This window comes from Pseudomonas sp. R1-18, assembly GCF_051132095.1.
Lineage (GTDB): Bacteria > Pseudomonadota > Gammaproteobacteria > Pseudomonadales > Pseudomonadaceae > Aquipseudomonas.
This window is the reverse complement of sequence record NZ_CP071658.1, coordinates 3,786,611-3,800,205: the sequence shown is the minus strand read 5'-3', so window position 1 is coordinate 3,800,205 and position 13,595 is coordinate 3,786,611. Positions and strand designations below refer to the sequence as shown.

Here is a 13,595-nt window from a genome sequence, read left to right as displayed (position 1 = left end):
ATTGCGTCATTTGCTGCGTTGAAGTGAAGCGCGAACCGCACCGCAGACAGAGGGCTTGAACATTTCGTAAAAAGGCGTAATGTTCAGGCCATGATTCTTGAGCAAATCAAAGCGGTCGGTAATGACACTCGCATGATGATCATGGAGTGGCTGAAGGACCCGCAGACTAATTTCCCACCCCAGGACCACGGTGATCCGACGATAGGGGTGTGCGTCTCGCACATCCAGGCCAAGGCCAATCTGTCGGCCTCCACGGCATCGGCACACTTGGCTATCCTGCAACGGGCGGGGCTGGTTCAGGCAACACGCATTGGCAAGTGGACTTACTTCCGCCGTGACGAACAGGCCATTGATCAGTTCGCCGACCGGCTCAAGAATGAGCTTTGAGTTTTACCTCGACATTTCGTCATTTCGCGTAATGTTAAAACGATGGAGAGATCGAACATGAGCAATACGACTATTTTTGTACAGGCAGGCGGTGGATATGACCGCGTGATCGTTGGCCAGAGCGATGTCGCAGCGCCCAAAGCCGGTGAGATCACCGTGCGCTTGCACGCCAACTCGCTCAATTATCACGACTTCGCGGTGGTCAGTGGCATGTGGGGCCCGAGCGAGTCGCGCATTCCGATGGCCGACGGCGCGGGCGTGGTGACTGCGGTAGGCGAGGGCGTCAGCGAGTTCAAGGTGGGCGACTCGGTAGTCAGCACCTTCTTCCCGGACTGGATCAGTGGCGAGCCGTTGGTCGAAGGCTTCGTCACCGTTCCTGGCGATGGTATCGACGGTTACGCCCGCGAGCAGGTGACCGCTCGCGCCACCTCTTTCACCCTCGCGCCAACAGGCTACAGCCATGCTGAAGCGGCGACCCTGACCACCGCAGGCCTGACCGCCTGGCGCGCGCTGATGGCCGACGATTCCCTCAAGGCCGGTGACACCGTGCTGGTGCAAGGCACCGGCGGTGTTTCGATCTTCGCCTTGCAGTTCGCCAAGACGGTGGGCGCTACCGTGATCGCGACCTCTTCCAGCGATGAAAAGCTGGAGCGCCTGAAAGCAATGGGCGCGGACCACGTGATCAACTACCGCACTGACGAAAACTGGGGCGAGACCGCACGTAAGCTGACCGGCGGCCGCGGTGTCGACCACATCATTGAAGTGGGCGGCGCCAGCACGCTGCAGCAATCCATGCATGCAGCGCGGGTGGCCGGGCATATCTCGGTGATCGGCATCCTCAGCGGTGTGACCAGCCAGCTGGAAATCGTCCCTGCACTGGTCAAGCAACTGCGCCTGCAAGGCGTGCTGGTCGGCAGTCGTACTCAGCAGCAGGATATGGTCCGCGCCATCAATGCCACCGGCATGCGTCCGATCATTGACCGCTCGTTCGCCCTGACCGACATCGTCGAGGCCTTCCGCTACCAGGAAACCAACCAGCACTTCGGCAAGATCTGCCTGGAGTTCTGACTGTGCGGTTGTGGGAGCGGGCCTGAAGGTGTCGCGAGCAAGCTCCTCCCACAATAACCGTGTTCCAGAGTGCGCTTCGGCAGCGACATATCCGTGGGAGGCAGCTTGCTGGCGACCGGGGCCATATGAATACAGCCTAGGTATAAGCCTCTTCCAGCGCCGCAAGATCCCGCTCCACCACTGTCATCGCCGATTCCCAATCGGCCTGGGTTCTCTGCCAGGTTTCGCCTTCATGGGTGTAGAGAATGTCGACGATGGTATGCGTGACCTTGCCTGCGCCCACCGCGCCGAACGCTTCGGCGCTCAGGGCTCGGGCGAGCATGTCGAGCTGGGTCGCGTGGTTCAGCCAGCGCCAGTGATCCTTGACCACCACCTTGTCCAGCAGGATGCATTGCTTTTTGAAGGCCTTCAGCGCAATGCCGAAGGTGCTGGCGCCGAGCAGTGACTCGATCTTGCTGTTGTCGCTCTCGCTGCGCTGGCTGGCACCGGGCCCGAAGAACCACTCGTTGAAACCAATCTCGATTTCGCGAAACGCGACATTGGCATCCCAGATGATGCTCAGTGCCTTGTGCTGGCGGGTGTCGTGCTTCCACGAGCCATACGCCTTGAACACCACGCCGGCAATTCCAACCACGGCCAGCGCTTCGATCAGGGAGGAGGCTGCCTCGACGATGTAGTAGGCATTGGCGGCGCTGGCAGGTGAGGTGCTCACGGCGGCGCTGTAGAAAACTGCACTTACAACGACCACCAGCGCAAAACAGGCACAGTAGAACCCGAACGCGTAGGGGTCTTTCATTGTTTTTCTAGCCCCATCAGTCAAGGTGATTGAGGAATCAGCCGCTTGAATGGTTCCTCTGAGCCTAGTCGAGGCAGGGCGTGTCTGCCGGAGCACGGCGCAGTGGTTGAAGATGATTTGCCAGCGCGTGCATCAAATGCGGCTTTGCTGTGGTCACACATCCTGTTGCATCAAAACCGTTGAGCGGTTGCCGGGGTGGTGGACGACACCGGGATTCATTCCTAACCTGAGCAACGTTCAACTTCGAATCCCTGACGAAGGACGTGTCCATATTTATGAAAGCTCAACTTTGGCTAGGCCTGCTAGGCGTATTTTCCTTCGGTGTTCAGGCTGCATCGCTGGACGTTCCGGTCAACCTCGTCAGCGCCGACGGCGCACCCAAACCCATCGGCAGCGTCACCGTCAGCGAGACTGATTACGGCCTGCTGTTCACCCCGAAACTCGCCAACCTGCCGGCTGGCGTGCATGGCTTCCATGTCCACGAAAACGGCAGCTGTGAAGCGGGCACCAAAGATGGCGTGAAAGGCGCTGCGCTGGCAGCCGGCGGCCACTTCGACCCGACCAAGACCGGTAAACACCTGGGCCCATACGCCGACGGCCACTTGGGCGACCTCCCGGCGATCTACGTGAACGCCGACGGCACCGCGAACTACCCGGTGCTGGCGCCACGCATCAAGAAACTGTCGGAAGTCAAAGGCCACGCGCTGATGATCCACGCCGGCGGCGACAATCACTCCGACATGCCCAAACCCCTGGGCGGCGGCGGTGACCGCGCAGCGTGCGGCGTGATCTAACCCGCCCTCGCTTTTGTGGGAGCGAGCCGGGCGGCGCTCCGCTTGCTCGCGAACAGATCATGACAAGCAACCCGCCGTCGTGGGAGCCAGCTTGCTGGCGAAGGGGCCGGTTCAGTCGCAGCTGTTGTGTCGTCTGTGCTTATGTCCTCGCCAGCAAGCTAGCTCCCACGGATTAAGGCACAGGCGCAGATCAGGAGACCCGATCTGCTCCCACCCGTCAAACCTTGAACCGCATCACCACCTGATTCAATCCAACCGCCAGTTGCGACAGCTCGCCGCTGGCGGCCGCCGTCTGATTGGCACCCGCCGACGTCTGCAACGACAGATCACGAATGCTCATCAGATTGCGATCGACCTCACGGGCGACCTGCGCCTGTTCCTCGGTGGCCGAGGCGATGGTGGTGTTGCGCTCATTGATCTGCACAATGGCGGCGGTGATCTCCGCCAGGGCCTTGCCGGCCGCTTCAGCCACGTCCAGGCTGGCACGCGCACGTTCGCTGCTGTGGCTCATGGCGTCCACTGCCTTGCTCGCGCCGCCTTGAATCGAGGCGATCATCTTCTCGATCTCGGCAGTCGACTGTTGAGTACGATGCGCCAGCGCCCGGACTTCATCGGCGACCACCGCAAAACCGCGCCCGGCTTCACCGGCGCGCGCTGCTTCGATGGCTGCGTTGAGGGCGAGCAGGTTGGTCTGATCAGCGATCCCGCGGATCACGTCCAGCACGCCGCTGATGTTCTGCACCTGCGCCGCCAGGCCGTCGATTTCACTGGCGGTCGCGCCCACGGCCTCATGCAGCTCGTTGATCACGCTAACGGTTTCGCCAACTCGCTGACGACCGCTTTCGGCGGATTTGCTGGACTCCTGCGCAGCGCTCGAAGCCGCTGCGGCGTTGCGCGCCACTTCCTCGACCGCCGCGCTCATCTGGTTGATGGCTGTGGCAGCCTGGTTGATCTCGTCGTTCTGGCGCTGCACGCCACGCAGCGAGTCTTCGGTTACCGCAGTCATTTCCTCGGAAGTCGAAGCCAGCTGATTAGACGAGTCGCCCAGTTCACCGAGGGTGCGACGCAGGTTCTGTTGCATGACCGACAGCGCGCCCAGCAGACGACCGGGCTCATCCTGAGCATCCACGTCGATCGGCTTGCTCAAGTCGTTGCTCGCGATCTGCTCGGCAACGGCCAGCGCTCTGGCAATTGGCGCCACCAGGCTGCGGGTGAACAGTGCGGCCGCCACCAGCGTCGCCACAAGCGCGAGCACGATAGCGGCGATGGTCACGTTACGCGACTGGCTGTAACTCTGGTCGGCTACTTCGTCCGATCTCGCCGCTTTCAAGTCGGCAAGACGCGAGATTTCAGTGATGTCAGCACCCAGCTTGTTGGCCGCCAGAGTCTGTTCGCCCGTCGCTTGCGTCAGAGCAGTGACAATGTCCTCGCGGTTCTGCTTTACCGCATCCAGATAACGCGAATGCACGGCCAGATACGCCGTCAGATCGCGCTCCATTTGGGCGTAAGCCTGCTTGCCCTCTTCAGTGCTCATCAGCGGCTTCAGATTCTTGACGTGGGTTTCCAGCTCGCTTCGACCTTTGGTGATGCGGCTATTGGCAATCTCCAAAGCCTGAGGCGTGGCCGCAGTGCGCAGATTGGTATTGCCGAGGCGGATGGTCAGCAGGTCGCTTTCAATTTGAGCGATGGACTGGACGGTCGGCATCACTTCGTTTTGCAACGTGTCGCGGGCGTCCTGCAGGTTCGAGGCTTGCAGCAGCGAGTACAGGCCCAGCGCCGTGATCAGCAGAGCAAAGAAGCCGAAGCAAAGGAGAGATCGAGGAGCGATATTCAGACGTCTAAGGTTCATGATGCTGACCTATTCATATAGATGATGATGAGGTATCGACCTGAACCGCTTCAGCTGAAGTGTGGGGTACGTGAATATCGGAAATATTTCGAAATCAATTGTCGATGCGGTCGAATGCCGCACCGCCGCCGCGCCGCTGGAAAAAATCGCTGGCACAAGTGAGAAAGCGTCCGCTTGATGGCATAACGCAATCAGTCGATAATCGCGCCTCACTTTTCTCACGCAAGGATCTGCCGTGAACAAGCTTTATGTGGCCATCCCGTTTTTCGCACTGCTGCTGCAAGGTTGCGGTGTCACCATGGCCCGCTACGAACCGAACTATCAGAACGTCCAGCAGCTCAAGCAGAACGCGCCGCTGCAACCGGTGCGTGAAGCACAGGTCCAGGCTGACTCCGGGCAAGGCTTTCTGGTGGTTCGCATGAACCCGATCTCGTCGCCTAGCGGCAGTGTTCCGCTGCACATTCAGGCTGCGATTAATGACGAGCTGAGCCGCGCAGGATTGCTGAGTCCGCAGGCTGATCGGCAGCTGCAAGTACAGCTGATCAAGAGCCAGCTCACAGCCGGCCCGGGCACTGGCCATGGCGAACTGGCTGCGCGTTTTACCCTGCGCCAGGGTGACCGAGTGCTGTACGAGACGACCAAGGATGTGGAGCGCGAGTGGGACAGTAGCTTCTTTGGCCCGATTGCCATTCCGGCTGCCGCGAACAACTACAACCCGATGCTTCAGGCTCTGCTCAAGTCGCTCTACAACGACCCAAAGTTCATCCAGGCGTTGAAGTAGTCAATAAAAAAGAGCCGCATCAGCGGCTCTTTTTTTGTCTGCTCAAGCGCGAGGAATGCGCGATTCGAGTGCAGAGTATTTCGTGCGGTTGTTATCCACCCAATCCTTGAGCAGCGCTTTCACTTGCCGATTGAAGGTGTCATTAATGGCCTCTTTCGGCGTATTCCCCATCAGCGGCAGGAACACGATGCCGAACCAGGTATTTATCGCATCGTGATTGATGTTCTTGCTCAGGGCCTGACCGCGGTCATCCATCGTCTCCAGACTCACCGTGTAATGGTCGGTCCCCATGGCCGGGAGTACCATCATGGTAAGGCCACTGACGAACGCCCAAGCCATCTGGCCGCCACTCGGTGGATGGTTGTAGACCTTCAAGCGCAGGTTTGAGTCCCCAGGCTTTTTATCGAACTCATTGAACACCACGCGCCCGAAAAGGCCAGACTCATCAAACGCACGTTTCAGCTCAGGCTGAAGCATGTCGCGAGCCTGGGGCACCTCGGTCGCGCTGGCGCCGGGCTCACCCTGATAAAAATCAAAATCCACGAAAACATTGGGCTTGTTCGCATAGTTCGCCATCGATGGCAGGCTGACCGGAGCCACCTCGTCTTTGGTGAAACTGGCACATCCGCCAAGGCTCAACATCAGAGCCAGACCCAAGACCTTTCCAAATTGCATGTCTACTTCCTTGCTTGATTGCGTAGGGCTTTAGATAAAACGCGGAAGGATTCTAGAGGGTTTTGCTTGATGGCAAAAGGATATTACGCCTGATTCTTGAGCGGTCGTCAGAGTCCACGAGCACAGCGTTCCCATACCTGAGGTCGAACCACGGGGTAGGATGTCGCGCATAAGGAAACGAACGAAGGCCTGTATGGACAACTTAAGCGTTCTCGAAAACGCCCACTGGAAGGTTTCCCACCGACGTGATGCGCGTTACGACGGATACCTGGTGATTTCCTCGACGCATACCGCCTCGGACCTGGGCGACCTGGATGACGATGCGCTGTCATCCTTGGGGCCGGTGATGAAAACGGTCGAGCGCCTGCTGCAAAAAACGTATCACCCGCACAAAGTGATCTTCTACAAGTTAGGGTTCAGTCCTGGCTTTAACCTGCACTTCCACGCCGCGCCTGTCTCAGAAAGCTTGCTGGCAGAAATCTCACGCCACCGCGACTACTCGACTGAGCCAGACGGCAATGACGTGATCATGTTCCTGAGCCGGGAATATTGCGAAAGACCGCTCACCGATGCCGAGCTGGAAAAACAGCGGTTGGCGGTGAGTGTTCTCAAGGCAAATCTTCCAGTCGTATAGGTGACTGAGGTGCTGGCGCGAAACGCATGGATCGGCCCGCTCAAGTATCCAGCCGCTTCTGCATGAAATACCGGCTATGCCCCGGCGGATAATCCTTCAACTCGCCAAACACGCTGTAGCCGAGCCGCTGATAAAAGTCCGGTGCCTGAAACGAGAAGGTATCCAGCCATACGCCCACGCAACCTTTCTCGCGCGCCGTCGATTCCGCCATGTTCATCAACTTCGTACCGATTCCCTCGCCTCGGGCGGCTTCAGGCACGACCAGCAGCTCGATAAACAGCCACTGCCCAAACACCTTGGCATGCAGGCCTCCGCAGGTGACGCCTGATTCATCGTTCACCAGAAACGCGACTTTCTCGGCCAGCGCCAACCCGGCCTGGGCGTGGTTGTAAGCGCGCAACGGAGCCACGATCGCCTGAAAATCAGCGTCATCGGGCGCGACCTTTGTCTCGATCCGTAAGCTCAAATCCTTCTCCTTGGGTAGGTGCTGACAAGCCAGCGGCGCGGCGGCCTGTTCGCCGCATAAACGTAGGGGCGGACACGGCTGCTGCCGGCCATGTCCGATCAGCCGCGTCGACTGTATCAGACGGCTGAGGTAACCCCCAGATCCCGCGCTCCACTCAGTGAGCGATTCGATTCCGCTCGATACGCGCCTTCACCCTACGCCATAAACCCGGTTCGGTCCGCACCGGAATCTCCGCCACCACAGTCGGCATATCCCGCAACCGAACCCACGCCTCATCCCGCCACTGCATCACACTCAACGACGTACCCGGCCACTGCAACCGGGTGAGCCTCGGGTTATCCAGCGCCGCATTGTGCGGTGCATGCAACACCGGCAACACCTCATGCGTCAGCCACTGCCGCAGCGCGCGGTTCTCCGGCACATAGTGATGAACCAACAACGCAAACGCGCCCGACTCACTCACCATCAACTGCTTCTGCCAATCGCGGTGGGCTTGCAGCCACACGACCCGACGCTGGTCGGCGTCAAGCTTGAGGGCAGAGCGCTCGCCCAGGGTTTGGCCCATCAAGCGGGCGAGATCGGCGAGGCAGAACTAGGCTTGGGATTCGGTGAAGATGGCGCGGAGTGAGCGGTTGTGGCGGGTGAAGAGGGCGGCTTGGAAGTGGGATGTGCAAGGAAGACTGTGAGTAGAGCTTTGCATAAATGTGGCACACGTTAGACATTACAGAGAACCCTGCCTTGATTGTCGCCAAACAATGACAGCGTTTATTGAGAGCGTTGTATTTCAAAGGCTAGCTGGGCAGCTCTGTCTCGTAATTCTTGGAGGTCGTCGTTGATCCCCACATGACCTAGTGCCCAAGCAGTAGGGCCCTCGTTAGCGGTCTGTCCAAGCACCAGGTCGTTGAACGAACCCATACCTCCATAGGCCGACAGTAGGCAGGTAATCCGGAATAATCGGAGTCGATAAGGAGGGCTCGTGCCTTTTGCATCCAGCGGCTCCAATGCATTTCGCCACCACTCTCAAGCACCCTAATAAGCTGCTCAAGTACGTCAATCAGCTCTTCTGTTCTCTGTCCCATTTTCCTGGTTACTCAAGGTTTCAGTAAAAAGCAGGGCGAAATTTAAAGCATACCTGGCTTTTCTCCTCAGACGGAATTCAGCATCATAAATGCTTAACGTCTGCTCTTGGCCGATAGCAGCCATTCGGCCGCAGAGGGCACGGGGCGCTCTGCCGAGATATGTTCGGCCCGGATGTTCTGGCTCATCACTTCCCAGTGAAGAAAAATCCCACATTCAAGCGCACTACTCGGAAGGCAGCCCGCCGTCGAGACAGTCATCGCTTGAGCCTTGGTGCCGACGCCACCCACTTTCCCCCAGACGAAAAAAAACCTCGCTAAAAGCGAGGTTTCTCTCAATCTTGGTGCCCCGAGGGAGACTCGAACTCCCACTCCTTTCGAAAACGGATTTTGAATCCGCCGCGTCTACCAATTCCGCCATCAGGGCTCAATGGCGGCGAAGTATAGGGATGAGCTTTCGCTTGGTCAACAGGGATTTACGCAGGTTTTTTACTAATCCGGTCAAACCGGATAAACTTCCCGGCCCTGCTGAACGAACCCCATCATGCGCGTCGCTGACTTTACTTTCGATCTCCCGGATTCCCTGATCGCTCGCCATCCGCTGGCCGAGCGTCGCAGTAGCCGGCTGTTGACCCTGGACGGGGTCACTGGCGAGCTGGCTCATCGTCAATTTACCGATTTGCTGGAGTACCTGCGCCCCGGCGACCTGATGGTGTTCAATAACACCCGGGTGATTCCGGCGCGGTTGTTCGGCCAGAAGGCATCCGGCGGCAAGCTGGAAATTCTGGTCGAGCGCGTGCTGGACAGCCATCGCGTGCTGGCCCACGTGCGCTCCAGCAAGTCGCCCAAGCCGGGCTCGACGGTGCTGATCGACGGCGGCGGGGAGGCCGAGATGGTGGCGCGGCACGACACGCTGTTCGAGCTGCGTTTTGCCGAAGAGGTGCTGCCGCTGCTCGACCGTGTCGGGCACATGCCGTTGCCTCCTTATATAGACAGGCCTGATGAAGGCGCGGACCGCGAGCGCTATCAGACCGTTTATGCCCAGCGCGCCGGTGCCGTGGCCGCGCCGACTGCCGGCTTGCATTTCGATCAGCCGCTGCTGGAGGCGATTGCCGCCAAGGGCGTCGAGACGGCGTTCGTGACTCTGCACGTTGGTGCTGGTACGTTCCAGCCGGTGCGGGTCGAGCGCATCGAAGATCACCACATGCACAACGAATGGCTGGAAGTCAGCCAGGAAGTGGTCGATGCCGTGGCTGCGTGTCGCGCGCGCGGCGGTCGTGTGGTTGCAGTAGGCACCACCAGCGTGCGCTCGCTGGAAAGCGCGGCGCGGGATGGCGTGTTGAAGCCGTTCAGCGGCGACACCGATATCTTCATCTATCCAGGCCGACCGTTTCATGTGGTCGATGCGCTGGTGACCAATTTCCATCTGCCTGAATCCACGCTGTTGATGCTGGTTTCGGCGTTCGCCGGTTACCCCGAGACGATGGCGGCTTACGCTGCGGCCATCGAAAACGGTTACCGCTTCTTCAGTTACGGTGATGCCATGTTCATCACCCGCAATCCCGCGCCGACGGCACCGCAAGCCTCGGCCCCAGAGGATCAAGCATGAGTCGCACCTGTCGTATGTCTTTCGAGCTGTTGGCTACCGACGGCAAGGCCCGTCGCGGGCGCCTGACGTTCCCGCGTGGCGTGGTGGAAACCCCGGCGTTCATGCCGGTGGGCACTTACGGCACGGTCAAGGGCATGCTGCCTCGCGATATAGAAGCGACCGGCGCGCAGATCATTCTCGGCAATACCTTCCACCTGTGGCTGCGTCCGGGCACCGAGGTCATCAAGGGCCACGGCGACCTGCACGATTTCATGCAGTGGAAAGGCCCGATTCTGACCGACTCCGGCGGTTTTCAGGTGTTCAGCCTGGGCGCGATGCGCAAGATCAAGGAGGAGGGCGTGACCTTCGCCTCTCCGGTCGACGGCGCCAAGGTGTTCATGGGCCCGGAAGAGTCGATGCAGGTTCAGCGCGACCTGGGCTCGGACATCGTGATGATCTTCGACGAATGCACTCCGTACCCGGCCGATGAAGACGTCGCGCGCATCTCCATGGAGCTGTCGCTGCGCTGGGCCAAGCGCTCGAAGATTGCGCATGGCGAAAACACGGCGGCGCTGTTCGGTATCGTGCAGGGCGGCATGCATGAAAACCTGCGCATGCGTTCCCTCGAAGGCCTGAGCGAACTGGATTTCGACGGCCTGGCGATTGGCGGCCTGTCGGTGGGCGAGCCCAAGCACGAAATGATCAAGGTGCTGGATTATCTTCCGGGCCAGATGCCAGCAGACAAACCTCGTTACTTGATGGGCGTAGGCAAGCCAGAAGATCTGGTTGAAGGTGTGCGCCGCGGGGTCGACATGTTCGACTGCGTGATGCCGACTCGCAACGCGCGCAACGGCCATCTGTTCATCGATACCGGTGTGCTGAAAATCCGCAATGCGTTCCATCGCTACGATGAATCGCCGCTGGATCCGACCTGCGATTGCTACACCTGCAAGAACTTTTCCCGCGCTTATCTGCATCACCTGGACAAGTGCGGAGAAATGCTGGGGAGCATGCTTAATACGATCCACAATTTGCGGCATTACCAGCTGCTTATGGCTGGTTTGCGCGAGGCTATTCAACAGGGTACATTGGCCGCCTTCGTCGATGCCTTCTATGCCAAACGCGGTATTCCAACGCCGCCGCTTGGCTGAAACAGAACGAGTTTGTCCTGCTTTTTATACTAATTAATTATGCAACTGGAGCGCTAAATGAGCTTTTTCATCTCTCCCGCTTTCGCGGATGCTGCTGCACCGGCTGCCGGTCCTGCTGGCACCGGTTTCGAGTGGATCTTCCTGGTCGGCTTTCTGGTCATCTTCTATCTGATGATCTGGCGTCCACAGGCCAAGCGCGCGAAAGAGCAGAAGAATCTGCTGAGCAACTTGCAGAAGGGCGACGAAGTTGTGACCACTGGCGGCATCGCCGGCAAGATCAACAAAGTGACCGATGACTTCGTGGTAATCGAAGTGTCCGACACCGTTGAGCTGAAGATCCAGAAGGGCTCCATCGCAGCCACTCTGCCAAAGGGCACCCTGAAAGCGATCTGAGTACCATCTTTTACCAATCGACGGGGCGCGCAAGGCGCCCCGCGTTTTAAGCGGGCGGCGTGATGCTGAACAAATACCCTCTGTGGAAATACGTACTGATCCTGGCGGTGCTGGTGATCGGTTTTATTTATTCCGCACCCAATCTCTACCCTGATGATTCGGCTATCCAGATCAGTGGCGCCAGCACGGCGTTGCAGGTCACCCAGGCCGACGTGGATCGTGCGGCCAAGGCGCTTACCGATGCTGGCATCTCGGTCAAGGCTTCTTCTCTGGCCGAGAATGGCAAGGGCGGTTTGTTGCGTCTGAGCAAACAGGAAGACCAGCTTCCAGCCAAGGATGTCGTGCGCAAGGCGTTGGGCGATGACTACGTTGTCGCGCTGAACCTGGCCCGAACCACTCCGCAATGGCTGCGCAACGTGGGCGCGAGCCCGATGAAACTGGGCCTCGACCTCTCCGGCGGCGTGCACTTCCTGCTGGAAGTGGACATGGACAAGGCAATCGATGCTCGTCTGAAAGTCTACGAAGGCGAAGCCAAAACCCTGCTGCGCAAGGAAAAGGTGCGTTATCGCAGCCTGCCGCAACTGGGTAACACCATTCAGCTGGGCTTCAGCGATGATGCCGAACGCGAGCAGGCTCGTGCGCTGATCCGCAAGACCTTTACCGATTTCGAAGTCACTGCCGCCGAGCTGAACAGCATTCCTGTGCTGCGCATGGCGCTGACTCCGGCCAAGCTGGCCGAGATTCGTGAATACTCCATCAAGCAGAACCTGACCACAGTGCGTAACCGGGTCAACGAGCTGGGCGTCGCCGAGCCGCTGGTTCAGCGCCAGGGCGCGAACCGCATCGTGGTCGAGCTGCCGGGCGTGCAGGACACTGCCGAAGCCAAGCGTATTCTGGGCAAGACCGCCAACCTTGAATTCCGCCTGGGCGCAGGCCCGGACGATTCCAAGGGCACTACCGAGATGTTCGAGTTCCGCGAAGGTGGCCGTCCGGCCGCTGCCGTAGAGCGTGGGCTGATCATCACCGGTGACCAGGTAACCGACGCCAAGGCCAGCTTCGACGAGCAGGGTCGTCCACAGGTGAACATCAACCTTGATGGTCACGGTGGCGAGCTGATGAGCCGCGCAACCCGCAGCAACGTGGGCCGCAGCATGGCAGTGATCTTCATCGAGCAGCGTCCGACCACCACCTACGCCAAGCAGGTCGTGAATGGTGTCGAGAAAGACGTTCCGGTGCAGACCTTCACCGAAGACAAGAAAATCATCAGCCTGGCGACCATTCAATCGCCGCTGGGCAGTCAGTTCCGCATTACCGGCCTGAACGGGCAGGGCGAAGCATCCGAGCTCGCGCTGCTGCTGCGTGCTGGTGGCCTGGCCGCGCCGATGTACTTCGCTGAAGAACGTACCATCGGCCCGAGCCTGGGTGCCGACAACATCACCAAGGGTGTCGATGCGTCGCTGTGGGGCATGCTGCTCGTCTCGCTGTTCATCATGGCCATCTACCGTTTCTTCGGCCTGATCGCCACCGTCGCGCTGGCCTTGAACATGGTCATGCTGCTGGCGCTGATGTCGCTGCTGGGTGCAACGCTGACCCTGCCGGGTATCGCCGGTATCGTGTTGACCATGGGTATGGCGGTGGACGCCAACGTGCTGATCTTCTCGCGTATCCGCGAAGAGATCGCCAACGGCATGAGCGTCCAGCGTGCCATCAACGAAGGCTTCGATCGTGCGTACACCGCGATCCTCGACGCCAACCTGACGACGCTGCTGGTCGGCGGCATTCTCTTTGCGATGGGCACCGGCCCGGTCAAAGGGTTCGCAGTGACCATGTCGCTCGGGATCTTTACCTCGATGTTCACGGCCATCATGGTGACCCGCGCTATGGTCAACCTGATCTACGGCGGTCGTGACTTCAAGAAGTTGTGGATTTAAGGGGCT

Annotated in this window: 14 protein-coding genes, 1 tRNA gene and 1 pseudogene; 9 read left to right on the top strand and 7 right to left on the bottom strand. The window is 59.4% G+C overall.

From position 1 onward, the window contains the following. The first annotated feature begins 90 nt into the window (after nucleotides 1-90). Together J3P77_RS17410 and J3P77_RS17405 are read left to right on the top strand one after the other, a co-directional pair. On the top strand, nucleotides 91-387 hold the full coding sequence (locus J3P77_RS17410; protein ID WP_434677824.1) for an ArsR/SmtB family transcription factor: 297 nt from the start codon (nucleotides 91-93) through the stop codon (nucleotides 385-387). 57 nt (nucleotides 388-444) lie between these two features. After that, entirely contained in the window at nucleotides 445-1,455 is a 1,011-nt protein-coding gene (locus tag J3P77_RS17405) for a zinc-dependent alcohol dehydrogenase family protein (RefSeq protein WP_434677823.1), read from the top strand. Between the two features lie 136 nt (nucleotides 1,456-1,591). Here the strand turns inward: J3P77_RS17405 and J3P77_RS17400 are convergent, their stop codons facing one another. After that, on the bottom strand, nucleotides 1,592-2,251 hold the full coding sequence (locus J3P77_RS17400) for a hypothetical protein (RefSeq protein WP_434677822.1): 660 nt from the start codon (nucleotides 2,249-2,251) through the stop codon (nucleotides 1,592-1,594). 275 nt (nucleotides 2,252-2,526) lie between these two features. On the opposite strand from J3P77_RS17400, the gene sodC reads away from it, so the two are divergent. Next, a complete protein-coding gene (gene sodC / locus J3P77_RS17395) occupies nucleotides 2,527-3,045 on the top strand; it encodes a superoxide dismutase [Cu-Zn] SodC (RefSeq protein WP_434677821.1) in 519 nt (172 codons plus the stop codon). Between the two features lie 217 nt (nucleotides 3,046-3,262). Here the strand turns inward: sodC and J3P77_RS17390 are convergent, their stop codons facing one another. Next, nucleotides 3,263-4,894 carry a methyl-accepting chemotaxis protein gene (locus J3P77_RS17390; protein WP_434677820.1) on the bottom strand — a complete coding sequence of 544 codons (1,632 nt, stop codon included), beginning with the start codon at nucleotides 4,892-4,894 and terminating at the stop codon, nucleotides 3,263-3,265. A 235-nt stretch (nucleotides 4,895-5,129) separates the two neighbouring features. Between J3P77_RS17390 and J3P77_RS17385 the strand changes: the two genes are divergently transcribed. Next, the gene (locus J3P77_RS17385) at nucleotides 5,130-5,675 is read left to right on the top strand and encodes a hypothetical protein (RefSeq protein ID WP_434677819.1); all 546 of its coding nucleotides are present in this window, start codon (nucleotides 5,130-5,132) and stop codon (nucleotides 5,673-5,675) included. Nucleotides 5,676-5,717: 42 nt separating this feature from the next. Here the strand turns inward: J3P77_RS17385 and J3P77_RS17380 are convergent, their stop codons facing one another. Continuing rightward, complete coding sequence (locus J3P77_RS17380) at nucleotides 5,718-6,350, bottom strand: hypothetical protein (protein ID WP_434677818.1); 633 nt, start codon at nucleotides 6,348-6,350, stop codon at nucleotides 5,718-5,720. 193 nt (nucleotides 6,351-6,543) lie between these two features. On the opposite strand from J3P77_RS17380, the gene J3P77_RS17375 reads away from it, so the two are divergent. After that, on the top strand, nucleotides 6,544-6,984 hold the full coding sequence (locus tag J3P77_RS17375; protein ID WP_434677817.1) for a hypothetical protein: 441 nt from the start codon (nucleotides 6,544-6,546) through the stop codon (nucleotides 6,982-6,984). 40 nt (nucleotides 6,985-7,024) lie between these two features. On the opposite strand, the gene J3P77_RS17370 is transcribed toward J3P77_RS17375, so the two are convergent. From J3P77_RS17370 to J3P77_RS17355, 4 genes and pseudogenes are all read right to left on the bottom strand, one after another. Continuing rightward, a complete protein-coding gene (locus J3P77_RS17370) occupies nucleotides 7,025-7,450 on the bottom strand; it encodes a GNAT family N-acetyltransferase (protein WP_434677816.1) in 426 nt (141 codons plus the stop codon). 154 nt (nucleotides 7,451-7,604) lie between these two features. After that, nucleotides 7,605-8,150: pseudogene (locus J3P77_RS17365) on the bottom strand (BRO-N domain-containing protein). Between the two features lie 65 nt (nucleotides 8,151-8,215). After that, nucleotides 8,216-8,452, bottom strand: a complete 237-nt coding sequence (locus J3P77_RS17360; RefSeq protein WP_434677815.1) for a DUF6966 domain-containing protein — start codon at nucleotides 8,450-8,452, stop codon at nucleotides 8,216-8,218. Nucleotides 8,453-8,868: 416 nt separating this feature from the next. Continuing rightward, nucleotides 8,869-8,953 (bottom strand) — tRNA-Leu (locus J3P77_RS17355). A gap of 117 nt (nucleotides 8,954-9,070) precedes the next feature. On the opposite strand from J3P77_RS17355, the gene queA reads away from it, so the two are divergent. The 4 genes from queA to secD all read left to right on the top strand — a co-directional run bounded on the left by queA (nucleotide 9,071) and on the right by secD (nucleotide 13,589). Further along, nucleotides 9,071-10,135 carry a tRNA preQ1(34) S-adenosylmethionine ribosyltransferase-isomerase QueA gene (gene queA / locus J3P77_RS17350; protein WP_434677814.1) on the top strand — a complete coding sequence of 355 codons (1,065 nt, stop codon included), beginning with the start codon at nucleotides 9,071-9,073 and terminating at the stop codon, nucleotides 10,133-10,135. Nucleotides 10,136-10,149: 14 nt separating this feature from the next. Further along, entirely contained in the window at nucleotides 10,150-11,265 is a 1,116-nt protein-coding gene (gene tgt / locus J3P77_RS17345) for a tRNA guanosine(34) transglycosylase Tgt (RefSeq protein WP_434682047.1), read from the top strand. A 57-nt stretch (nucleotides 11,266-11,322) separates the two neighbouring features. Then, nucleotides 11,323-11,658: a preprotein translocase subunit YajC gene (yajC, locus tag J3P77_RS17340; protein ID WP_434677813.1), complete on the top strand. Its 336-nt coding sequence runs from the start codon at nucleotides 11,323-11,325 to the stop codon at nucleotides 11,656-11,658. Between the two features lie 62 nt (nucleotides 11,659-11,720). Continuing rightward, nucleotides 11,721-13,589, top strand: a complete 1,869-nt coding sequence (gene secD / locus J3P77_RS17335; RefSeq protein WP_434677812.1) for a protein translocase subunit SecD — start codon at nucleotides 11,721-11,723, stop codon at nucleotides 13,587-13,589. Nucleotides 13,590-13,595: the final 6 nt, after the last annotated feature.

Excerpts from the sequence above, each read along its gene's own strand:
- J3P77_RS17410 (WP_434677824.1), top strand. The coding sequence starts at position 91 with ATGATTCTTGAGCAAATCAAAGCGGTCGGTAATGACACTCGCATGATG.
- J3P77_RS17405 (WP_434677823.1), top strand. The coding sequence starts at position 445 with ATGAGCAATACGACTATTTTTGTACAGGCAGGCGGTGGATATGACCGC.
- J3P77_RS17400 (WP_434677822.1), bottom strand. The coding sequence starts at position 2,251 with ATGAAAGACCCCTACGCGTTCGGGTTCTACTGTGCCTGTTTTGCGCTG.
- sodC (WP_434677821.1), top strand. The coding sequence starts at position 2,527 with ATGAAAGCTCAACTTTGGCTAGGCCTGCTAGGCGTATTTTCCTTCGGT.
- J3P77_RS17390 (WP_434677820.1), bottom strand. The coding sequence starts at position 4,894 with ATGAACCTTAGACGTCTGAATATCGCTCCTCGATCTCTCCTTTGCTTC.
- J3P77_RS17380 (WP_434677818.1), bottom strand. The coding sequence starts at position 6,350 with ATGCAATTTGGAAAGGTCTTGGGTCTGGCTCTGATGTTGAGCCTTGGC.
- J3P77_RS17375 (WP_434677817.1), top strand. The coding sequence starts at position 6,544 with ATGGACAACTTAAGCGTTCTCGAAAACGCCCACTGGAAGGTTTCCCAC.
- queA (WP_434677814.1), top strand. The coding sequence starts at position 9,071 with ATGCGCGTCGCTGACTTTACTTTCGATCTCCCGGATTCCCTGATCGCT.
- tgt (WP_434682047.1), top strand. The coding sequence starts at position 10,150 with ATGTCTTTCGAGCTGTTGGCTACCGACGGCAAGGCCCGTCGCGGGCGC.
- yajC (WP_434677813.1), top strand. The coding sequence starts at position 11,323 with ATGAGCTTTTTCATCTCTCCCGCTTTCGCGGATGCTGCTGCACCGGCT.
- secD (WP_434677812.1), top strand. The coding sequence starts at position 11,721 with ATGCTGAACAAATACCCTCTGTGGAAATACGTACTGATCCTGGCGGTG.